Here is a 22,849-nt window from a genome sequence, read left to right on the forward strand (position 1 = left end):
TGGTAGTATTAAACGGAAAGTTTTTTACTGATGTCTTCAACATATTTTCTAAACTGTTTATCTGTTGAAGATAAGTTGTCTACTGTTTTACAAGCGTGCAATACAGTGGCATGATCTCTTTTTCCTATTTGGGAACCAATACTAGCTAAAGATGCTTTTGTGAATTTTTTAGCAAAGAACATAGCTAATTGTCTGGCTTGTACAATATGACGCTTTCTTGTTTTAGATTGCAGTGTATCGATATCCATTTGGAAATAATCTGATACTACTTTTTGAATATAATCTATTGAAACTTCGCGTTTTGTGTTTTTAACAAACTTCTCTACAATAATTCTGGCTAAGTCAAGGGTAATTTCCTTTTTATTAAATGAAGATTGCGCAATTAAAGAAATTATTGCTCCTTCTAATTCTCTAACATTAGATTTAATGTTTTTGGCAACATATTCTACAATATCCTCTGGCATTTCAACACCATCACGATAAAGTTTGTTTTTTAAGATAGAGACTCGGGTTTCAAAATCTGGATTTTGCAATTCGGCAGAAAGACCCCATTTAAAACGAGATAATAAACGCTGCTCAATATCTTGCATATCAACAGGCGCTTTGTCACTTGTTAAAATAACTTGCTTTCCGTTTTGATGTAAGTGATTGAAGATATGGAAGAATACATCTTGTGTACCCGTTTTACCTGATAAAAATTGAACGTCGTCAATTATTAGAACATCTATTATTTGATAAAAATGAATGAAATCATTTCTGTTATTCTTTTTAACGGCATCAATATATTGTTGTGTGAACTTTTCCGCAGAAATATAAAGCACCGTTTTTTCAGGGTATTTATCTTTTATGTCAACACCAATAGCATGAGCTAAATGTGTTTTGCCTAATCCAACACCTCCAAAAATTAATAAAGGATTGAAAGAAGTTCCACCTGGTTTGTTCGCAACTGCTAATCCTGCACTTCGAGCTAACCTGTTCGAATCACCTTCTAAAAAGTTTTCAAAATTATAATTTGGATTTAGCTGAGATTCAATTTTTACGTTCCTTATACCAGGGATTACAAAAGGATTGCGTAATTCTGGACTTTTATTATTAAAAGGAACATCAACATCTTGAGATTTAAGTGCACCTCTATTGGAACTTGGAATTTTTTCTGTAAAAGGTTGCTTGTTACCATAGGTGTTTTCCATTTTAATAATGTAAACAAGTTTGGCAGTTTCACCAAGCTCTTTGGTAAGCGCAACTTTAAGGATTTTAACATAATGCTCTTCTAACCATTCGTAAAAGAATTTACTAGGAACCTGAATACTCAAGGAGTTATCAGTAAGTTTAACCGCTTTAATTGGCTCAAACCAAGTTTTATAGGCTTGCGGTTGAATGTTATCTTTTATAAACTCCAGACAATTATTCCATACCGTTTGCGCAGTTATACTCATTTGTTAGTTTTAATTACGTGTTTTTAGTTAGTTTGTGAAAAGAGCAATACAAAAGTCATCCCCTTAAACGAGTCGCAAATATGTGAACAAAATTCTTAAAAAAAAAATGATTTTCTATTGAATTTAAAGAAATTTTTCCCCATGTTTAAGCTCATGCCGAAACTACAAAAAAATATTCAAATAATCTTATGAAAATCGATGAAATACAAATAAGAGTGAGATATGGTGAAACCGATCAAATGGGAGTGGTATATCACGGCAATTATGCGCTATATCTTGAAATGGGGCGAATTGAGTGGTTGCGTAAACTTGGTATTTCTTACAAATCGATGGAAGAAAATGGAATTATGTTACCTGTAGTTTCTTTATCTATAAACTATAAAAAATCAGCAGGTTATGATGACGTAATTAATGTAAAAACTCAACTAAAAAGAATGCCAACTGCGAAGATTGAATTCGATTATGAAATTACTGATGAACAAGGTGATATTTTAACTACGGCAAACACAACTTTGGTATTTATTGACAAAAATACAGGAAGACCAATGAGAGCACCGCAATACGTTTTAGATCAAATCACGGATTAATTATACTTTTTTAATACTTATCTCGTAAAGATTATCAAAGAGATTAAAAACCGTTTCGGATTCGTTTTTTCTGACTGAAATGGTTATTTCACAATCTAATTCTAGTTTTTGATTAATAATATTTAGATTTTTTTCTTTGATAATGCGCATTACGGTATTCATATTTTTATATTCAAAAGAGATGTTATAATGAATATCAATTGTTTTTTCAATAATCTTTGAAGCCTCAAGAACTTGTTGTGCACTTGTTTTATAGGCAGTAATTAAACCACCAACACCAAGTTTTACTCCGCCATAATACCTAACAACAACTATTAAAATATTGGTGACTTCAAAAGATTGAATTTGTCCGTAAATAGGCATGCCTGCGGAATTATTAGGCTCACCATCGTCATTGGCACGATAAATTAGTGTTTCAGTTCCTATTTGATATGCGTAACACCAATGTCTTGCCGAATAATGCTCTTTTTTTAAATATTCTAAATGAATTTTTACATCATGTTCATTTTGAACCGGAAACGCATAGCCTAAGAATTTACTGTTTTTATCTTTAAAAAATGATGATTCTGGGGCTACATCAATAGTTTTATATGTGTCTTTTTCAATCAACCGACTTAAAATAGGTGTTTATTAATTTCGAATAAATCAATAACGTCTTCTTTTTTATTATTAATATGCCACGTATGAATATTTAAAGTGTTGGCAGATGTAATGTTATCTAAATTATCATCAATAAAAAGACATTTTTCAGCATTAATATTATTTTCTGATAGAACAAATTCAAAAATATCATGATTTGGTTTTACGAGATTTATTTCATGAGATAAGTAAAACGCATCAAAACAGTTTTTAAATTCCTCGTAAAATGGAACATGTGCTTTAATGTAATCAATATGCAGTGCGTTCGTGTTACTCAATAAAATCAAATTGTATTTTGAAGATTGCTTCAATTTTTTTAAAAAAGCTAAACGATAATTCGGAAAATCTTTAAGCATAAAATTCCAAACATCAATTAATTTATCTTGAGATATATTCTGAAAATTATCAGTGTAAAAACCTAGAAATTCTTCTGTAGAAATTAATCCTTGCTCATAAAAACTATTAAAACCAACCATTTCTTCTGATAAAGTATCAATTTTAAACGTTTCTATTGCGTTTTTATAAGCGCCTTCAAGATCTAAATTTATAAACACGTTACCAAAATCGAAAATAATGGTTTTAATCATTTAAGTAAAATTTAAGTTTATCGTTTAAAATGTGCGTTTCTGCAATGAATTTACCTTGAAATACAGGTGCTTTAATGCCCTTTTTAAATGCGATATTCCCGTAAAACACGCGAGCTTCATCCCAAAGATTTTCATCAATAAAGGTTTGCAGCGTTTTTGAACCACCTTCAATAATTACAGAATTAATATCATTTTGAAATAGAATATCACAAATTTGCGCAGCTACGTTTTTAGAGAAATTGATATTATTTTTTGAAATGATTAAATGTTGAGACTCATGGTTGAAAACAGCAAATGATTTAGAAAGTTTTTCATCTCTGTCAATAATTATTCTAACAGGATTCTGTCCAACCCAATCTCTGGTAGTTAAACTCGGGTTGTCATGTGAAACAGTATTTGTGCCTACTAAAATAGCCTGCTCTTGAGCTCGCCATTTATGGACCAGTTGCCTGGAGTAATAATTTGTTATCCAAACAGGCTTTTGTTCATTTTTAGTTTTGGGAGCAATAAATCCATCTTTGGTTTCTGCCCATTTTAAAATGATATAAGGGCGTTTTTTGTTATGAAATGTAAAAAAACGTTTATGGAGCTGTTTACATTCTTTCTCTAAAACTCCAACAGTAACGTTGCAACCGTTTTCCATTAATTTTTTAATACCTTTTCCGGCAACTTTTAGGTTGTCATCAACACAACCTATAACAACATTTGGTATTTGATGTTTAATAATAAGGTCGCTACAAGGAGGTGTTTTGCCAAAATGCGAGCAAGGTTCAAGCGTGACATAAATGGTGGCTTCATTTAAAATTTCTTTATTTGCAACCGAATTTATGGCATTTACTTCGGCATGATTTCCGCCATAAGCACTGGTAAATCCTTCACCAATAATTTTATTATTGAAAACAATAACGCTTCCAACCATAGGGTTAGGTCGCGTGCTTCCTAATCCGTTGTTAGCAATTTGTAAGCAGCGTTTTATATAGAATTCATGTGATTTCAATACTAAAATTTAATTTTTACATCTTCTGTTTTGTCGATGATATAAGTGTACGAAAACCCTAAGACTTTATATTTAATATCGCCTTTATATTGCACCTTTACTTTTTTGCTGAATAAACTTCCTATAAGTCCGCCTAAGCTTTTATTACTAAATATACTGTCTGTTGGGATGTTTGTTTTAAGCGGAATTGAAAATTCTTTTTTCGCAGGCACATCAAAACTTTCAGTAGAAATACTTGCCATTTCATTATCATTAATAAATACCTTAATGTCGTCGGTTTGTAATTCGCCGCCAATATCGTTTGGGTTTATAAATAATGCATCAGCGGTAAACGTAACAAATTTGGATGTTGATTCTAGTACTTTTATATTCTCAATACCTATAAATTGAGGTTTTTCATTCACAGTACAACTTACAAATGCGATACAGATTGTTGATAAGATTATAAGCTTTTTCATTCTATTTTTTTTCGATTTAATGTATCTTCACTACTTTAAAAGTACCAATTAAAGTGAGTAAAGATACTATAGTTATTCGAGAAATTGAAGCTCAGGACAATGCCCAGTTAGAGCAGGTTATAAGAGCCTGTTTTCATGAGTTTAAGATTCCGTTGGAGGGCACAGCCTATTCTGATGACGAAACTCCAAATATGTTTGAATCCTACCAAAACATAAACGATGTTTATTTTGTAATTGATTGCAATGGTGAGATACTTGGTGGTGGAGGTGTAAAACCGTTAAAAGATTATGACGCTTCAATATGCGAAATACAAAAAATGTATTTCTCGCCAAAAGTAAGAGGTAAAGGTTATGGGCGTGCCTTATTTGAAAGATGCATGGAAAAAGCCAAAGCATTGGGCTATAAAAAATGTTATTTAGAATCGGCATCGCAATTAAAAGCAGCAATCCACATATACGAAAGTTACGGATTTAAGCATTTAGATAAAGCCCTTGGTAACACAGGACATTATTCATGTGGTGTTTGGATGATAAAAGATTTATAACAACATCAATGAAGTTAAAACAACTGCAAAATATTTTTCACGAAGATTTAGATGCCATTTATGGCGAGGAAGAAGTGGATAGCTTCTTTTATATGCTAATCCATGACTATTTTGATATTACTAGAATTCAAATGGCTATGGACACTTCATATATTATCGAAGATCCGGAAAAAATATTTGAAGCACTTAGTTTTTTAAAAGAGCATGTACCTATTCAATATATAATTGGAGAAACAGAATTTTACGGTTTACCAATTAAAGTAACAAACGATGTATTAATTCCTAGACCAGAAACTGAAGAGTTGGTGCAGTGGGTGTTAAAAAAGGTTGACAAAGAAAAACCTTTAAATATTATTGATATTGGAACGGGGAGCGGTTGTATTGCAATTTCGTTAGCAAAAAACTTGCCTAAGGCTAAAGTTTATGCTTTGGATATTTCAGCGAAAGCATTAAAAATCGCCAAACAAAACGCTGTTTTAAACGAGGTTGATGTTGCATTTATTGAAGCTGATATTTTAGATTTTCAAAATATTGAAAAAGAATCTTTGCCTGATAAATTTGACATAATTATTTCCAACCCTCCGTATGTTCGAGAAAAAGAGAAACAGCTCATGAAACCCAATGTTTTAGATAATGAGCCGCATTTAGCACTATTTGTAAAAGATGAAAACCCTCTACTATTTTACAAGGTTATTACTCAATTTGCTATAATGCATTTAAAAAGTGAAGGATGCTTGTTTTTTGAAATCAATGAATATTTAGGAAAAGATATGATAAACCTATTGCATGAGAATAAATTCTATGAGATTGAATTAAAACAAGATATTTTTAAAAAAGATAGAATGATAAAAGGTAAAAAAGAAGCGAGGTAACTTATTTGACTGTTAGAATTGATTAGTATGGATATAAAAAAACAGATAGATAATCTGCGAAATGAATTGCGCGAACACAATTACAACTATTATGTTTTAGATAATGCAACGATTTCAGATTACGAGTTTGATATTAAATTAAAGCAACTTCAAGAACTTGAATTAAAATACCCTGAATTTTTTGATGCCAATTCACCTACTCAACGTGTTGGAGGTGAGGTGACAAAAAATTTTGAAACTACTGTACACGAGTATCGTATGTATTCTTTAGACAATTCTTATTCTAAGGAAGATTTACTGGATTGGGAAACCCGAATTAAAAAACTTGTTGATGGGGATTTACAATATACTTGTGAATTAAAATACGATGGCGCTTCAATTAGCTTAACTTATGAAAATGGCCAATTAGTAAAAGCCGTAACTAGAGGTGATGGATTTCAGGGTGATAATGTCACTGCAAATATAAAAACCATAAAATCGGTACCCTTACAATTAAAAGGTAATTATCCACCAAAATTTGATATTCGAGGTGAAATTGTGTTGCCATTTGAAGGATTTCATAAAATGAATGAGGAGCGCATTGAAATAGGCGAAGAACCATATAGAAACCCAAGAAATACTGCTTCAGGAAGTTTAAAATTACAAGACAGTGCAGAGGTAGCTAAACGTCCTTTAGAGTGTTTACTTTATAATATAACAGGAACTAATTTAGGAATTAGAACCCAATACGAAAGTTTAGAAATGGCAAGGCAATGGGGATTTAAAGTACCCGAGGCGGCTAAATTGGCAAACAACATTGATGAAGTTTTCGAATTTATTGAGTATTGGGATGTTAATAGGCATAATTTACCTTACGAAACCGATGGGGTTGTAATTAAAGTAAATAATTTACAACAACAAGAAGAATTAGGTTATACAGCCAAAGCACCGCGTTGGGCTATGGCGTATAAGTTTAAGGCAGAACAAGTTTCAACACGATTAAATAGTATTACATATCAAGTTGGAAGAACGGGAGCCATTACACCAGTTGCAAATTTAGAACCAGTAGAATTAGCTGGAACAACGGTTAAGCGAGCTTCATTACACAATGCAGACCAAATAGAAAAACTCGATATTAGGGTGGGTGATGAAGTTTATGTTGAAAAAGGAGGTGAAATTATACCTAAAATTTTGGGAGTCGATTTGTCTAAACGTCCAGCAGATTCTCAGCCAACATGTTATGTTACAGAATGTCCTGAATGTAAAACTCCATTAATTAGGCAAGACGGTGAGGCACAACATTATTGCCCAAATTATAATGGATGTAATCCACAAATTATTGGAAGAATTCAGCATTTCATTTCAAGAAAAGCTATGGATATTGATGGTTTAGGAGGAGAAACTGTTGCATTATTAGTTAATGAAGGAATGATAAAAAATTATTCTGACCTATACGAGTTAACGAAGACACAAATAATACCTTTAGAAAGAATGGCTGATAAAAGTGCTGATAATTTAATTAAAGGCATTGAAGCATCTAAAAACATACCTTTTGAGCGTGTTCTTTATGCTTTAGGGATTAGATATGTTGGTGAAACTGTGGCTAAAAAGCTTGCTAAACACTATAAAAGTATTGAAGCTCTTGCCAATGCTACGGAGGAAGAATTGGTAAACGTTGATGAAATTGGGGTGAAAATAGCCGAAAGTGTCATTGCATTTTTTGCTGCAGAAGAAAATATAGAAATTATCAATAGGTTAAAAGATTTTGGAGTAAGATTAGAATTATCAGAAGAACAACTTAGTGCTCAAACAGATAAGCTAAAAGGTGATATTGTTGTGGTTTCTGGGGTGTTTCATAAAGTGTCTAGAAATGAATTAAAAAAGCTTATCGAGGATAACGGAGGTAAGGTGAGTAGTTCAATTTCTTCTAAAACAAGTTATATTATTGCAGGTGATAATATGGGACCAAGCAAAAAAGAAAAAGCGGAAAAGCTAGGTGTGTCTTTAATTTCAGAGGATTTATTCCTACAAAAATTGAATTAAAATCAATATTTTATCGATAAAATGTAATATTTATACGTTTAATTGTAAAATTTGTTTTATATTTGTACATCAATAATTAATAACTCTCATGTACAAATCGAAAATATTAGTAGGATTTGTTTTATTATGCTATATTTTGTTTGCCGTTTTTGAATTTAACGGTAATCAAGTAGTTGCCTACTATTTTCATTCTTTTATTGTGCCATTAATAACCATTATTTACATTTTCTTTATAAAACGAAAGAGTAAATTATTTTTATGGTTTTTAATTGTTTACTCTCTATCTGATATTCTAGGAATTATAATTGATAATATACCTGTAGATGGCACCTCAAGTTTATATGATTTTGAGTATTATTTTGGAAATGGACTTTATATTTTAGCTTATATCTTTTTAATATTAAAAATTGGAAAATCACTTAGTTTTAAACATGTCGTAAAGCACTTTAAATTACACTTGGTGGTGCTTAGTATTTTGAATATTTATTTAATTTATGTTTTACAAAATATTATCAGTCCTAATTTGGTATTAGATAGTGATTTTTACATAGAATTTGTATACAATGTAGTTACTATTCTTTTATTGTCTATTGCTTTATTAAATTATTTCTATAAAGACAATAGAAAATCTTTGTATCTATTTTTAGGTGCACTTTGTATCGTTTTTTCCGAGGTAATGGATATTGCTTATATCTACATCACTCAAAGAAGTCTTTTAAACTTTTTAGCAACTACACTTGCCCTTAGCGCCTTTTATTTTTTCTATCAGCAATCAAAATGGTTGAATATTTCTAGTGAAGAGGATGCATATGTATTATGAGAATGCTAATTCCTAAGTTTTAAAATAGGTATATCAAGATTGTTGAACTCCTTTTCGAATTAAAAGCCCCAATATATATTAAACTAATATTACTTCGGTGATAAGTTGTGTGGAGTAGCATTAATCTTTATTTATTAAACGATAATAGAAGTACCGTTTGCAGTTTTATTTTTATTAGCATCAAAATAAAAATCAATTCTACCCAAATTTATTCCATAACACCCAACTTGATTTACCAGCATATTTTCGTTATTTTTATTTTTAACTACTGTTGGCTTTGGTAAAAAGGTATGTGTATGTCCGCCAATTATTAAATCAATGTCTTTAGTACTTTTGGCTAAATTTAGGTCGCTTATTAAATCTGGGTTGTTCTTATAATAATATCCAAGGTGAGATAAACATATGATTAAATCACATTGTTCTTCGATTTTTAAAATTCTAGTCATTTCTTGACTCATTTCAATAGGATCAAGATACTTTGTTTCCTTATACAAAGCAGGGGCAACGAGTCCATTAAGTTCAATTCCAATACCAAAAACGCCTATTTTCACACCATCCTTTTTAAATACTTTATAGGGTTTGGTGTGTGTGTCTAAGATTGTGTTTTTAAAATCATAATTAGCCGTAACAAATTCAAATTCCGCATGTGGAAGTTGGGCAAATAAACCGTCAATTCCATTGTCAAAATCATGATTACCAATAGTTGCGGCATCGTATTTTAATTTACTCATTAGCTTGAATTCCAATTCGCCACCATAGTAGTTAAAATAAGGTGTCCCTTGAAAAATATCGCCAGCATCTAATAATAGTGTATTTGGGTTTTCATTTCTTATAGCTTCTATTAAAGTTGCACGTCTTGCAACTCCTCCTTTATTGGCATTTCTGCCATCTTCAGGACCAAAAGTATCAATATGACTGTGTACATCATTGGTATGAAGGATGGTTATTTTTCTTAATTTTGAACTGCTCGTAAACGATTGTAATCCAAAGCTTCCCAATGCAACTAAAGCGGTACCTGCTGACGCTTGTTGAATAAAATTTCTACGCTTCATAACTATTTTATTTGAATAAATCTGTCGTCAATAACAGGATTTATAGTATCTACCTTATTGAATCTATCAATTAAGGTGTTTCTTATTTTATAATTTAAATAATATACCGTATCGTTTGGTTTAAAAAAGCGCATTCTGTCGCCACCATTATAAAGATAATCACTTGTGGCTACGTAATAAGTGTAATTCTGTTCAATATTTTTTCCTTTAATTTTGGCTTCAACTACATCAAAGTTTTTATCAACAACCAATTTAAGATTAGAAATGGGATGTGCTCTTTTCGAACTTTTCAAATAGTCTATTAAACTATCAATTTGTGCGCCTTTAATTGCCACTATAACCACACTATTTTCAAATGGCATGAGCTGAAAAGCAGTTCTTTTAGAAACGTTTCCTTGATTTAAGCTCGACCGAATTCCACCATGATTTAACAATACCATGTCTATTTCTTTACCCGTTCTAGATTTGAAAATTGGGTTGGCTTCACTGTATAATACATCTGCCATAAAATTGCCTAATGCAGAATTAAGATGACCATCATTTTTTGAATATGTATCTACAGAATACGCTAAAACACTGTCTAAATCTTTTTGAATATTATCGCGAAATGGTTTTACATAGGCTTCAATTTCAGGGTCAAGTAAAATAGAATCAGTAATTTGAATTTGTTTTCCTTCTATTTTAGAAAGTTGTAATTTTTCTTGCTTGCAATTCAGAAAAATTAAAAAATTTAACAAAAAAAAGAAATGTGTAAACCTCATATGAAAACATATAATTTGAATGTACTTTTGCTACCTTTGCGCAAAGTATAAATATAAATGATTTTAAAAGGATTTAAAGAAAAATCTAATAAAAAGTACTTAAACAAACTACTGGCTAAGCGTAAGGTTAATATTGATGCGCGTAAAGTAAATAGTTTAGGAGTTATCTTAAATGTTGATGAATTCGATGATTATGAGGCTTTTAGAGACCTTGCAGAATTAATAAAAATAAGACCAAATAAGCTTAAAATTATAGCTTTTTCATCTTTTAAAAAAGATGCTGCACTTACTTGGGATGACTGTTTTAATCCTAAAGATTTTGGATGGAGTGGGTCTATAAAAAATATAGAATTAAAGTCTTTTATAGACACTAAATTTGATGCTTTGATAAGTTATTACGAGCAAGAAGTTTTAGAATTAAAAATGATAACTGCCGAATCTCAAGCCAAGTTAAAAATTGGAATTTTACAATCGGATGAACGATTAAACGATTTAATTATAAAAACCGATTTAAAAGAGTTTAGTCTTTTTAAAACCGAAGTATTTAAATACCTAACGATATTAAATAAAATAAGTAATAATGAATAGTAAGTTTGTAGGAACGGGGGTTGCGTTAGTTACGCCTTTTAATCCTGATTTAAGTATAGATCATAAAGCCTTAAGTAATATTGTAAAATATAATATTGAAAACGGGACTGAATATTTGGTAATTTGTGGTACAACAGGCGAAAGTGTAACACTTACTAAACAAGAAAAGAAAGAAGTTATTGCTACAATTATTGAAGCTAATCAAGGAAAACTGCCTTTGGTTCTTGGTATTGGTGGAAATAATACTGCAACGATTATAGATGAAATAAAATCTACTGATTTAAGTCAAATAGATGCTATTTTATCAGTATCTCCTTATTATAGTAAGCCTACACAAGAAGGGATTTACCAACATTTTAAAGCTATTTCTGAAGCTTCACCAATAGACATTATTCTTTACAATGTTCCAGGACGAACATCAAAAAATATAGAAGCAAAAACTACATTAAGATTAGCAAACGATTTTAAAAATGTTGTAGCAGTAAAAGAAGCCGGAAATAATATGGCTCAATATTTAGAGTTAATAAAAAATAAACCAGACGGATTCTTAATTATTTCTGGCGATGATGATTTAGCATTAGGCGTTACTTTAGCTGGTGGTGCTGGGGTAATTTCGGTAATTGGTCAAGCTTTCCCAAAAGATTTTTCAGAAATGATTCGTTTAGGATTAAAAGGTGATGCAAAAGAAGCGTACAAACTTCATTTTAAACTTATGGATGTTATTGGCTATATTTTTGAAGAAAATAATCCTGCCGGAATAAAATCTGTTTTTGAAGCCTTAAATTTATGTCAAGATACGGTGCGTTTACCGTTGGTTCCAGCATCAAAAGCATTAAAACAAAAAATAGAAAGATTCGTAAATAATTTTTAAGTCTGTTAAATATTACTTAAACCTTATTTTCGTTGAGGTTAAGCTCTTATTTTAGCTCCGAAATAATATTTTTAAAATCCATATTAATAGCGTATTTTTGCCTGCTGTATTAAAAATCGTTGAAATGAACTTAATTAATGCAACGCTTTTTTTTAAAACACACACAATGCGAAAGACGTTTGACCGTTTTTTAAAGTGAAAAATAATAAATGAAGAACTTTTTTTACATATTAATAGTTTTCGCAGTTTTTAGTAGTTGTAGCGAATATCAAAAAGCGTTAAAAGCTGATGGAGAAGGAGCAATTGCTGAGAAATTTAAAATGGGTGAGGCTTTGTATAATGAAGGTAAGTTTGCTAAGGCTAATAGACTTTTTGCTCAAATAGTACCCAATTACAGAGGCAAACCACAAGCGGAGAAATTAATGTATTTGTATGCTACTTCCTTCTATAAAATGGAAGATTATTATATTTCTGGATATCAACTAGAACGCTTTGCATCAAGTTATCCTAAAAGCGAAAAGTTGGAGGAGACTTCTTTTTTAGCTGCAAAAAGTTATTACCATTTATCGCCAGTTTACAGTAAAGAACAGAAAGAAACTGTAGAAGCGATTGAAAAGTTGCAAGAATTTATCAATTTGTTCCCAGAATCCGAACACGTTTCTGAGGCTAATAAATTAATTCAAGAACTTGATTTTAAATTAGAAAAAAAGGCGTTTGAAATTGCTAAGCAATTTAATTTAATTTCAGATTATCCTGCTTCAGTTAAATCTTTTGATAATTTTATATTCGAATTTCCAGGTTCAAAATTGCGTGAAGATGCATTGTATTACAGGTTAGATTCAGCATATAAATTGGCAATTAACAGTGTAGAATATAAAAATACAGTTCAAAATGGACTTGTGCATTTAAGAAAAGAGCGATTAGAAATAGCAAAAGAATATTCTGATTCGTTTAAATTACTTTATGCCGACTCAAAATACATAGAAGATGTTAATGAAATGACATCTGCTATAAACCAAGAATTAGAAAGTTACAGCACCAAAAGTTAAATAATAAAAGAATGGATTTAAAAAAAACCAATGCTCCGGTTAATACCGTAACGTACGATAGAAATCAAATAGATGAGCCAACAGACAACATCTACGAGTCTATTTCAATCATTGCAAGACGTGCAGATCAAATTAACACCGAGATTAAAAAAGAACTTATTGATAAGTTAGAAGAATTCGCTACTTATAACGATAGTCTTGAAGAAATCTTTGAAAACAAAGAGCAAATTGAGGTTTCAAAATTTTACGAAAAATTACCTAAACCTCATGCGTTAGCTGTTCAAGAATGGTTAACAGATAAAATTTATTTTAGAAATACAGAGGAAGATTCTCAAGAATAATTTCTAAATTTAAACACCATTAAACAAACTCCAATACCGTTTTAATAGATGGTATTGGAGTTTGTTTGGTTATTAAACACGGGTCTCTTTATGAGCGTATTAAGCGGGAAAAATATATTGTTAGGTGTTACTGGTGGAATAGCTGCATACAAAACAGCATCTTTAGTCAGGTTGTTTATAAAATCAGGAGCTCATGTAAAAGTAGTCATGACACCAGCTTCAAAAGAATTTGTTACGCCTTTAACTTTATCCACACTTTCCAAAAATCCTGTTTACTCATCTTTTACTAATGAAGAAGATGATAATGCAGTTTGGAATAACCATGTAGATTTAGGGCTTTGGGCAGACCTTTTTGTTATAGCGCCAGCCACGGCAAATACCTTGTCTAAAATGGCTAATGGTGTTTGTGATAATTTATTGTTAGCTACCTACCTATCAGCTAAATGTCCCGTGTATTTTGCACCAGCAATGGATTTGGATATGTACAAACATGCTACAACACTTACATCCTTTAAAAAACTTAAAGCCTTTGGAAATATAATGATTCCTGCTACAAGTGGAGAATTAGCAAGTGGATTAGTGGGTGAGGGCAGAATGGCTGAACCTGAGGATATTGTTTCGTTTATTGAAAATGATATTTTAGGAAAACTTCCATTAAAAGGAAAAAAAATACTTATAACTGCGGGACCAACTTATGAAGCTATTGACCCTGTGAGGTATATTGGTAATCATTCTAGTGGAAAAATGGGCTTTGAAATAGCCAAAGCGGCTGCAAATAATGGAGCAGAGGTGATATTAATCACAGGTCCTACTCATCAAAGTGTAACCCATAATTTAATAAACATTATTCCTGTTGTGAATGCACAACATATGTATGATGAAGTGCATAAGCATTATGAATCAGCACATGTGGCAATACTTTCGGCAGCTGTTGCAGATTTTAAGCCTAAAGAAGTAGCAACTCAAAAAATAAAAAAGAAGTCTGATACGTTAACATTAGAGTTAGAAAAAACTAAAGACATTTTAGCTTCATTAGGTGAAATAAAAAAACACCAATATCTTGTTGGTTTTGCTTTGGAAACAACTAACGAATTAGAAAACGCCAAAGGAAAATTAAAAAGAAAGAATTTAAATTTAATTGTATTAAATTCGTTAAATGATAAGGGAGCTGGTTTTAAAACCGATACTAACAAAGTTACTTTTATTGATAATGAGGAAGTTATTACCGAATTTCAATTAAAGTCGAAGGCCGAAGTAGCTTCAGATTTAATAAATAAAATTATATCAGAAATTGATGCGTAATATTTTAGTTGTATTATTAATTTGTATTGGACTTGCAGGTTTTTCTCAAGAGTTAAATTGCAATGTTGTTGTAAATGCAGAACAAACCGGTAATGAAAACTTTCCAATTTTTAAAACCCTTGAAAAGCAAATAAACGAGTTTGTAAATAATACAAAGTGGACTAATAAAGTATTCAAAGATCAAGAGCGTATTAATTGTAACATGTTTATAAATGTTATTAATTATAGTGGCGAGTCTTTTCAGGCTACAATACAAGTGCAGTCTTCTCGACCAATATATGGTTCTTCGTACAGTTCACCTATCTACAATTTTAACGATAAAGATTTTAATTTTAGATACTTAGAATTTCAAAACTTAATATACAACCCCTCGCAGTTTGAGTCTAATTTAATCTCTGTTATAGCGTTTCATGTTAATATGATGTTGGCTTTAGATGCTGATTCTTTCAAGGAAAATGGAGGTGATGAATATTATAAACAAGCTCAAATTATTACAAATTATTCACAGCAAGGAAATTTTCAAGGTTGGAAATTAGAAGATGGTTTGCAAAGTAGATTCACATTAATTGATAATGTTTTGTCTCCCACTTTTAAAGAGTTCAGAACTGTGCTTTATAATTATCACCGCAAAGGTTTAGATGTTATGAGCGACGATGTAAAAGCGGGAAAAGAGTCTATTAGTAAAGCTTTAGAAACATTTCAGGCAATGAATAACCGAAGACCTAATTCTTTTGTTTTACGAACATTTTTTGATGCTAAAGCTGAAGAAATTGAACAAATTTTTACTGATGGCCCGAGTGTAAATATTTCAAGTCTAAAAGAAACTTTACAGAAAATTGCACCAATGCATAGTAGTAAATGGCAGAATATCAAGTATTAAATAAATAGTACAAAAGTATTATCTTAATAATTGAATTTTTAAGTTTAAATTCTTATCCTGAATTACTGAAAATCAAAAATGTTAACATCACTTTCCATAAAAAATTACGCTTTAATTGATAATTTGAATGTCGATTTTAATGATGGTTTCTCCATTATTACAGGTGAAACGGGTGCGGGTAAATCCATATTACTAGGAGGTTTGTCTTTAATTTTAGGTAAACGTGCCGATTTAAGTAGTTTAAAAGACACAACTCAAAAATGTATTATCGAAGCCATTTTTAATATTGCTAATTACAATTTAAAATCGCTTTTTCAATCTGAAGATTTCGATTATGAAGATCAAACAATCATCAGAAGAGAAATATTACCATCAGGAAAATCAAGAGCTTTTGTAAATGATTCGCCAGTAAACTTATCGAGTTTGCAATTGCTAGGTGAGCGATTAATAGATATTCATTCGCAACACCAAACTTTACAATTAACAAGCAACGATTTTCAGTTTCAAGTTATCGATGCTTTAGCAAAACATGACGACCTTGTATCGCATTATAAAGTGGAATTAAAAGGCTTAAAAGCGCTTCAAAAGGAACATCAAGAATTATTGGCTTTTCAGGCAGAAGCAATAAAAGAGCATGATTACAATACATTTTTATTAAATGAATTGGTTGAAGCTCATTTAGTTGAAGGAGAAGTTGAAACTTTAGAAGAAGAATATGAAACACTTAGCAATGTAGAAGGGATTCAAGAAAAGCTGGATGAAGCCTATCAACTCTTAAGTGAAGAGCAAATAGGCATTATTACGTCATTAACTTCTTTAAAAAATATATTTCAGAAACTATCGGGTATTTCTAATAAATATGAGACGTTATTTACCAGAGCCAATAGCAGTTTAATTGAAATGGACGATCTGTATAGTGAAGTTTATGAACTACAAGAAAGCTTAGAAGCAGACCCGCAGAGATTAGAAGTTGTAGATGCGAAATTAAAAAGCATCCATAATTTAATGCAAAAGCATATTGTTTCAGAAGTTTCAGAGTTAATCGACATAAAAAATCAACTTGAAGAAAAAGTAGCAGTTACTGAAAACTTGGATGAAACCATTCAGAAGAAATCTTCAGAAATCACCAAAAAGGAAGAAGAACTGAACAAAATCGCACAATCAATTCATAAAAACAGGCTAGAAGTTATTCCGCAGTTAAAACAACAATTAGAAACTATTTTGGTAGATTTAGGAATGCCAAACGCTCAGTTTAAAATAGATTTAGAATTGAGTAATACCTTTTATTCTAACGGAAAAGATGAATTAACGCTGCTGTTTTCAGCAAATAAAGGTGGTAATTTTAACGAATTAAAAAAGGCAGCTTCAGGCGGTGAGCTTTCTAGAATCATGTTAGCTATCAAATCAGTTTTAGCAAAATACATTCAACTGCCAACCATTATGTTCGATGAGATTGATACGGGTGTTTCAGGCGAAATATCGAACAAAATGGGCGATATTATGCTTCAAATGAGTAAGCATATGCAAGTGTTTTCAATAACACATTTACCTCAAATAGCGGCAAAAGGCCATTCACATTTCAAAGTTTATAAAGAAGATGTTAATGAGGTAACGCAAACTAATTTAATAAAACTAAATCACAACGAACGAATTGTAGAGATTGCACAAATGCTTGGTGGCTCAGAAATATCAAATTCTGCAATAGCTCATGCCAAAGAATTACTCAATTAATTAGTATATTTAAAGTCTAAAATTAAAACATAACTAATCAAGATATAAACCATTACATATGTATAACTTACTAAAAGGAAAAAAAGGAATCATTTTTGGAGCACTAGATTCAAATTCAATTGCTTGGAAAACAGCAGAACGCGTTCATGAAGAAGGCGGACAATTTGTGTTAACAAATGCACCGGTTGCAATGCGAATGGGGCAAATTAACGAATTGGCAGAAAAAACTGGTTCTCAAATAATTCCTGCTGATGCGACTTCGCTTGAAGATTTACAGAATTTAGTCGACCAATCTATGGAAATATTAGGTGGTAAAATTGATTTCGTTTTGCATTCCATAGGCATGTCTATAAATGTTAGAAAAGGAAAGCATTATACCGATCAAAATTATGATTGGACACAGAAGGGAACAGATGTATCAGCAATGTCTTTTCATAAGTTAATGCAAACCTTATATAAATCTGACGCTATGAATGAGTGGGGCAGTATTGTTGCGCTAACGTACATGGCAGCACAACGTGTATTTCCAGATTATAATGATATGGCAGATAATAAAGCCTATTTAGAAAGTATTGCACGTAGTTTTGGGTATTTCTTCGGAAGAGATAAAAACGTTCGTGTTAATACCATTTCGCAATCCCCTACACCAACAACTGCAGGTAGTGGAGTAAAAGGGTTCGATGGCTTTATAGCTTATGCCGAAAAAATGTCGCCACTTGGTAATGCAACCGCAATGGATTGTGCAAATTACACCGTTGCCATGTTTAGCGATTTAACAAAACGAGTTACTTTACAAAACCTTTATAACGATGGCGGTTTTAGTAACATGGGTGTGAGCGATGCAGTAATGTCTACTTTTGTTGGAGAAGAGTAAAATAATTTTTAATATACAAGAAAGCCACCCATAAAACGGTGGCTTTTTTATGCTTTTATATGTTGATATAATTATGGCGAGTTTTAAAAAAACCGCGCTATACGTTACTAGTTTTGGCTCGATGCGCGCCTCGCCAAAAGCTAACCACTACTATCGCTCTCGCAAGTGTCCGCCAAATAAGTATCTCATCAAAAAGCAACTGTAAGTTTGCCAATAAATGCAACAGGATTAATTACATTTGTATTATGCAATTACAATATTCATTTATAATTCCAGTTTATAACAGACCTAACGAGATTCAAGAACTTTTGGAAAGTTTTGAAGCTTTACAAGGCGATATATCCTATGAAATTGTAATTGTTGAAGATGGCTCTTCTGAAACATCAAAACAAGTAGTTGATTCGTTTAGTAAAAGTTTAAACATTTCATATTATTTTAAAGAGAATTCAGGCCCTGGAGATTCTAGAAATTATGGAATGCAAAAAGCCAAGGGCAATTATTTTATCATTTTAGATTCAGATTGTATTCTTCCTAAAACCTATTTAGTAGAAGTAAAGAAGAGTTTAGAAAAAGAATATGTAGATTGTTTTGGTGGTCCTGATGCTGCCCACGATTCATTTTCAAATCTTCAAAAAGCAATCAACTTTTCAATGACGTCCTTTATTACAACTGGAGGAATTCGAGGAAAAAAGAGCAGTATAGATAAATTTCAACCCCGAAGTTTCAACATGGGACTTTCAAAAAAAGCATTTGAAGCTTCCAAAGGATTCGGACAAATACATCCAGGAGAAGACCCCGATTTATCGATTCGATTGTGGAATTTAGGATTTAAAACCAAACTTATTCCTGAGGCTTTCGTATATCATAAACGCAGAATTTCTTGGTCTAACTTTTTTAAACAAGTCAATAAATTCGGGATGGTTCGCCCTATTTTAAATAAATGGCATCCTTCAACAAAAAAAATAACCTATTGGTTCCCAACCTTATTTACCCTAGGCTTAATCGTCACAGTAGTTTTAGCTGTTGTCGGATTTAACTGGTTGCTAATTGTTTATGGTTTCTATTTTGTATTGGCATTTATTCTGGCTTTAATCAAAACAAAAAACATTATAGTTTCAATATTGGTAATACCCGCCATTTTAATTCAATTTTTCGGCTACGGCATCGGGTTTTTAAAATCTACCTTCGCGGTTTCATTCTTAAATAAAGATCCTGAAACTCATTTTCCTAAATTATTCTTTAAATTAAAATAATGGAAAAAATAAAAGCAGATATTATAGCATCATTTAAAAATAAAAAGATTAATGTTTTTATTTTATTCTTATTGTCGGCTTTTGTTATCTTATTCTTTACCAAACTATCAAAAGAGTATACCAAAACTATTCCATTTGATATTGAAAAAATAAATGTCCCTCAAGAAAACGTCATTTTAAACGATACTGCCAGTTTAAATATTACCTTAAAAACTCACGGATTCAAATGGCTAAAGTATTATTTCTATTCGCCTAAAATAACTATCGATTTTAGTAAAGATGTATTAAAAAGAGAAGGAGAGTTTGTTTGGAATAAGTCAAAGTCTTACTTAAATAATACACAATTTGATAAACAAGTGGAGATTTTAAATATAACGCCAGACCCGTTGATTTTTAAATACGGTGTAAATAAGGTTAAGAAGGTTCCTGTGGTTTTAAACACAGATATTAGCTTTCATCCAGGATTTGATATGTCTGAAAAATTATTTTCTGAGCCAGATTCAGTAGTTGTTGTTGGTCCTGATTTATTAGTATCAGAAATTAATCAGCTAGAAACAGAGCCATTTAGTTTAGCTGGTGTTAGAGAAGATATACAAGATTTAGTAAAATTAAAGTTACCAGCTAAAACAAAAGATTTGAAATTTTCAGTTGAACAAATCATGCTAAAAGGTAATGTGGAAAAATTCACAGAAGGCACGCTGAAACTTCCGGTTCATGTTATTAATGTGCCTAAAAATGTGAAAATAAAATACTTTCCAAAGGTAATAAACGTTTCTTATTACGTGAGTTTAAGCGACTTCAATTCAGTATCTGCGAAAAATTTTAAAGTGGTTTGCGATTTAGCGAAAACGAATAAGAACCAGTCTTTTTTAATTCCAGAGTTGGTTAAGCAACCAGAAACGGTAAAAAACACAAGATTAGGGTTACAGCGAATTGAATTTATAATTACAAAATGATTATAGTAGGACTTACAGGCGGTATAGGAAGTGGAAAAACAACAGTAGCAAAACAGTTTTCAGCTTTAGGGATTCCTGTTTATATAGCTGATGAGGAAGCGAAACTTTTAATGAATAGATCGAAAATCATTAAAAGAAAACTTACTAAACTATTTGGCGATGATGCTTACACCAGTGGAAAATTGAACAAGCCTTATATTGCTAATATTATATTCAATGATAAATCGTATTTGCATCAAATGAATGCGATTGTGCACCCTAAAGTGGCTAGACATTTTGAAAAATGGGTTTTAAAACAAAAGGCACCTTACGTAATAAAAGAAGTAGCTATTTTATTTGAAAATGGAGGAGATAAATTATGTGATTTTGTAATTACAGTAACAGCTCCTAAAAAAACTAGAATACAACGATTACTTAAACGCGACAATACTTCAGCAGAAAAGATTGAAGCCATTATGAAAAATCAATGGACAGATGATGAGAAAATAAAACGTTCTCAATTTGTTATTGAAAATATCGAACTTGAATACACAAAAAAGCAAGTTTTAAAGATTCATAATGAAATTCTTAAAAAAGTCAAGAAACGCCAATTTTAACATTTTTGTTAATGTAAGGTTAAAAGACGATAGCGCTAAATGTTAAAATGTTAATTTTGAATGATGAGCAAAAGAATATTCATCCTATTAATAATACTCATGAGTCTATCTCTAGTTGGTATTATCTCTATTCAAGCTTATTATATTAATGATTCAGTTCAAAACGAAAAGGAACGATTTAAGTTTAATGTTGTAAAGGCACTTAATTACGTTTCAAATACGGTTGAGGAAAACGAATCTGAAAAATATTTTTCTAAGTTTTTAAGCTTAGATAGTGAAAAGAAAGTAGATGAAGATGCTGTTTCTCAATTGCTCATTTATCAAAAAAATAATAGCACAAAAGAAACGCTCATTTACAGAAGTAATGTATTGGAGGAAAATTACAAACTTTCTTCTTCGCTCTTTGACATTGGTTTAGATAGCCTAGATATAAAAAATATTACTGCGCAGTCAACTGCCGAAATTTATAATAACGCTGGTATTTCAGAAAAAGATATAAAAAGTCCAATTTCTAAAATTATTAGAAGCGGTACTATTGATGAAGCACAAAGATTGAGTTTTGAAAAGAGTTTTAAAGAAATATCAAAACGTACACCCATTCATAAACGTGTTTCTGGTACAGAAATTAAAAACCTGTTAACAGAAAAACTCAAAAAAGATGGTATTGATATTGATTTTGAATACGCAATTTATAGTAACGATTTAGCAACAAAAGTAAGTAGTAGTAATTTTGAATATAATCCAAAATCGAACTTTAAGGTTCCTATATTTTATGATGAAAACAATCAAACACCATATAGGCTTTTAGTTGATTTTCCAGATGATAAAAAGTTTATATTATCTGGTGTTTTAGAAATGATTTTTTTATCAATATTATTTACATCTATCATCATTATTGCATATTCAAGTGCTCTGTTTCAGTTGGTAAAACAACGTAAAATTTCAGAAATTAAAACTGATTTTATCAATAACATGACGCATGAATTTAAAACACCAATAGCAACTATTAACTTAGCTTTAGATGCCATTAGAAACCCTAAAGTTATTGATGATAAAGAAAAAGTTGTTAGATATTTGGGCATGATAAAAGAAGAAAACAAGCGTATGCATGCGCAAGTTGAAAACGTATTGAGAATATCTAAACTAGAAAAAAATGAGTTAAACATCAGTAAGGATAGAGTGGAACTGCACGACTTAATTGAAGATGCAATTACACATGTAGAGCTTATTGTTGAAGACCGACAAGGATATATTAAAACATTTTTAAATGCTGAACAGTCGTCTGTGTTAGCCAATGAGACGCATTTTACTAATGTTATAGTAAATATTCTGGATAATGCTATAAAATATTCTCCAGAAGCTCCTGAAATTGAGGTGTATACCGAAAATGCAGGAACAAACATATTATTAAAAATTAAAGATCATGGTAGCGGAATGAGTAAAGCAGCTGCTAAACGTGTGTTCGAAAAGTTTTATAGAGAACACACAGGAAATATTCATAACGTAAAAGGCCATGGTTTAGGATTGGCTTACGTTAAACGAATTGTAGAAGACCATCAAGGTCATGTATCAGTAGAATCAGAAAAGGACAAAGGAAGCACGTTCATTATAAAGCTTCCGTTAATATCATAA

General features: G+C 31.1%; 24 protein-coding genes. 17 read left to right on the forward strand and 7 right to left on the reverse strand.

The features are described from left to right. Nucleotides 1–8 precede the first annotated feature (8 nt). A complete protein-coding gene (gene dnaA / locus O5O44_RS07725; protein ID WP_289196422.1) occupies nucleotides 9–1,436 on the reverse strand; it encodes a chromosomal replication initiator protein DnaA in 1,428 nt (475 codons plus the stop codon). Between the two features lie 188 nt (nucleotides 1,437–1,624). Here dnaA and O5O44_RS07730 point away from each other — a divergent pair, with 188 nt between their 5' ends. Beyond that, nucleotides 1,625–2,023, forward strand: a complete 399-nt coding sequence (locus O5O44_RS07730) for an acyl-CoA thioesterase (RefSeq protein WP_289196423.1) — start codon at nucleotides 1,625–1,627, stop codon at nucleotides 2,021–2,023. On the opposite strand, the gene O5O44_RS07735 is transcribed toward O5O44_RS07730, so the two are convergent. Genes O5O44_RS07735 through O5O44_RS07750 form a run of 4 tightly spaced genes read right to left on the reverse strand, consistent with a single transcriptional unit; the run spans nucleotide 2,024 to nucleotide 4,704 of the window. After that, on the reverse strand, nucleotides 2,024–2,632 hold the full coding sequence (locus tag O5O44_RS07735) for an IMPACT family protein (RefSeq protein ID WP_289196424.1): 609 nt from the start codon (nucleotides 2,630–2,632) through the stop codon (nucleotides 2,024–2,026). It lies immediately after the preceding gene. A 5-nt stretch (nucleotides 2,633–2,637) separates the two neighbouring features. Next, entirely contained in the window at nucleotides 2,638–3,249 is a 612-nt protein-coding gene (locus O5O44_RS07740) for an HAD-IA family hydrolase (RefSeq protein WP_289196425.1), read from the reverse strand. After that, a complete protein-coding gene (ribD, locus tag O5O44_RS07745; protein WP_289196426.1) occupies nucleotides 3,242–4,246 on the reverse strand; it encodes a bifunctional diaminohydroxyphosphoribosylaminopyrimidine deaminase/5-amino-6-(5-phosphoribosylamino)uracil reductase RibD in 1,005 nt (334 codons plus the stop codon). The genes O5O44_RS07740 and ribD overlap by 8 nt, the downstream gene beginning before the upstream one ends. A 2-nt stretch (nucleotides 4,247–4,248) precedes the next feature. Beyond that, the gene (locus tag O5O44_RS07750) at nucleotides 4,249–4,704 is read right to left on the reverse strand and encodes a hypothetical protein (RefSeq protein WP_289196427.1); all 456 of its coding nucleotides are present in this window, start codon (nucleotides 4,702–4,704) and stop codon (nucleotides 4,249–4,251) included. 53 nt (nucleotides 4,705–4,757) lie between these two features. On the opposite strand from O5O44_RS07750, the gene O5O44_RS07755 reads away from it, so the two are divergent. From O5O44_RS07755 to O5O44_RS07770, 4 genes are all read left to right on the forward strand, one after another. Then, the gene (locus tag O5O44_RS07755) at nucleotides 4,758–5,249 is read left to right on the forward strand and encodes a GNAT family N-acetyltransferase (protein WP_289196428.1); all 492 of its coding nucleotides are present in this window, start codon (nucleotides 4,758–4,760) and stop codon (nucleotides 5,247–5,249) included. An 8-nt stretch (nucleotides 5,250–5,257) separates the two neighbouring features. Next, nucleotides 5,258–6,121, forward strand: a complete 864-nt coding sequence (gene prmC, locus O5O44_RS07760; protein ID WP_289196429.1) for a peptide chain release factor N(5)-glutamine methyltransferase — start codon at nucleotides 5,258–5,260, stop codon at nucleotides 6,119–6,121. 27 nt (nucleotides 6,122–6,148) lie between these two features. After that, on the forward strand, nucleotides 6,149–8,143 hold the full coding sequence (gene ligA / locus O5O44_RS07765) for an NAD-dependent DNA ligase LigA (protein WP_289196430.1): 1,995 nt from the start codon (nucleotides 6,149–6,151) through the stop codon (nucleotides 8,141–8,143). Between the two features lie 88 nt (nucleotides 8,144–8,231). Continuing rightward, entirely contained in the window at nucleotides 8,232–8,963 is a 732-nt protein-coding gene (locus tag O5O44_RS07770; protein ID WP_289196431.1) for a hypothetical protein, read from the forward strand. Nucleotides 8,964–9,097: 134 nt separating this feature from the next. On the opposite strand, the gene O5O44_RS07775 is transcribed toward O5O44_RS07770, so the two are convergent. Continuing rightward, complete coding sequence (locus O5O44_RS07775; protein WP_289196432.1) at nucleotides 9,098–10,015, reverse strand: bifunctional metallophosphatase/5'-nucleotidase; 918 nt, start codon at nucleotides 10,013–10,015, stop codon at nucleotides 9,098–9,100. Between the two features lie 2 nt (nucleotides 10,016–10,017). Beyond that, entirely contained in the window at nucleotides 10,018–10,752 is a 735-nt protein-coding gene (locus tag O5O44_RS07780) for a 5'-nucleotidase C-terminal domain-containing protein (RefSeq protein ID WP_289196433.1), read from the reverse strand. An 81-nt stretch (nucleotides 10,753–10,833) separates the two neighbouring features. Here O5O44_RS07780 and O5O44_RS07785 point away from each other — a divergent pair, with 81 nt between their 5' ends. From O5O44_RS07785 to O5O44_RS07840, 12 genes are all read left to right on the forward strand, one after another. Then, on the forward strand, nucleotides 10,834–11,364 hold the full coding sequence (locus tag O5O44_RS07785) for a DUF6913 domain-containing protein (RefSeq protein WP_289196434.1): 531 nt from the start codon (nucleotides 10,834–10,836) through the stop codon (nucleotides 11,362–11,364). Beyond that, nucleotides 11,357–12,235, forward strand: a complete 879-nt coding sequence (dapA, locus tag O5O44_RS07790) for a 4-hydroxy-tetrahydrodipicolinate synthase (RefSeq protein WP_289196435.1) — start codon at nucleotides 11,357–11,359, stop codon at nucleotides 12,233–12,235. Before O5O44_RS07785 ends, dapA begins: the two co-directional genes overlap by 8 nt. 209 nt (nucleotides 12,236–12,444) lie before the next feature. Further along, nucleotides 12,445–13,284 carry an outer membrane protein assembly factor BamD gene (locus O5O44_RS07795; protein WP_289196436.1) on the forward strand — a complete coding sequence of 280 codons (840 nt, stop codon included), beginning with the start codon at nucleotides 12,445–12,447 and terminating at the stop codon, nucleotides 13,282–13,284. 11 nt (nucleotides 13,285–13,295) lie between these two features. Beyond that, nucleotides 13,296–13,625 (forward strand): DNA-directed RNA polymerase subunit omega, encoded by a 330-nt coding sequence (locus O5O44_RS07800; protein ID WP_019386600.1) that lies wholly within the window; start codon nucleotides 13,296–13,298, stop codon nucleotides 13,623–13,625. 90 nt (nucleotides 13,626–13,715) lie between these two features. Further along, complete coding sequence (gene coaBC, locus O5O44_RS07805) at nucleotides 13,716–14,927, forward strand: bifunctional phosphopantothenoylcysteine decarboxylase/phosphopantothenate--cysteine ligase CoaBC (RefSeq protein WP_289196437.1); 1,212 nt, start codon at nucleotides 13,716–13,718, stop codon at nucleotides 14,925–14,927. Then, entirely contained in the window at nucleotides 14,920–15,807 is an 888-nt protein-coding gene (gene porD, locus O5O44_RS07810) for a type IX secretion system protein PorD (RefSeq protein ID WP_289196438.1), read from the forward strand. The genes coaBC and porD overlap by 8 nt, the downstream gene beginning before the upstream one ends. Nucleotides 15,808–15,885: 78 nt before the next feature. Continuing rightward, nucleotides 15,886–17,538: a DNA repair protein RecN gene (gene recN / locus O5O44_RS07815; RefSeq protein ID WP_289193817.1), complete on the forward strand. Its 1,653-nt coding sequence runs from the start codon at nucleotides 15,886–15,888 to the stop codon at nucleotides 17,536–17,538. Nucleotides 17,539–17,596: 58 nt separating this feature from the next. Then, on the forward strand, nucleotides 17,597–18,412 hold the full coding sequence (locus O5O44_RS07820; RefSeq protein ID WP_019386596.1) for an enoyl-ACP reductase FabI: 816 nt from the start codon (nucleotides 17,597–17,599) through the stop codon (nucleotides 18,410–18,412). A 245-nt stretch (nucleotides 18,413–18,657) separates the two neighbouring features. Next, nucleotides 18,658–19,665 carry a glycosyltransferase family 2 protein gene (locus tag O5O44_RS07825; RefSeq protein ID WP_289193818.1) on the forward strand — a complete coding sequence of 336 codons (1,008 nt, stop codon included), beginning with the start codon at nucleotides 18,658–18,660 and terminating at the stop codon, nucleotides 19,663–19,665. Further along, complete coding sequence (locus O5O44_RS07830) at nucleotides 19,665–20,621, forward strand: YbbR-like domain-containing protein (RefSeq protein WP_289193819.1); 957 nt, start codon at nucleotides 19,665–19,667, stop codon at nucleotides 20,619–20,621. The genes O5O44_RS07825 and O5O44_RS07830 overlap by 1 nt, the downstream gene beginning before the upstream one ends. Continuing rightward, entirely contained in the window at nucleotides 20,618–21,217 is a 600-nt protein-coding gene (gene coaE, locus O5O44_RS07835; RefSeq protein WP_289193820.1) for a dephospho-CoA kinase, read from the forward strand. Before O5O44_RS07830 ends, coaE begins: the two co-directional genes overlap by 4 nt. A gap of 99 nt (nucleotides 21,218–21,316) precedes the next feature. After that, nucleotides 21,317–22,849 (forward strand): sensor histidine kinase, encoded by a 1,533-nt coding sequence (locus O5O44_RS07840; RefSeq protein ID WP_019386592.1) that lies wholly within the window; start codon nucleotides 21,317–21,319, stop codon nucleotides 22,847–22,849.

Origin of the sequence: Algibacter luteus (genome assembly GCF_030344935.1) — a bacterium.
In the GTDB taxonomy this organism is placed as follows: domain Bacteria; phylum Bacteroidota; class Bacteroidia; order Flavobacteriales; family Flavobacteriaceae; genus Arenitalea; species Arenitalea lutea.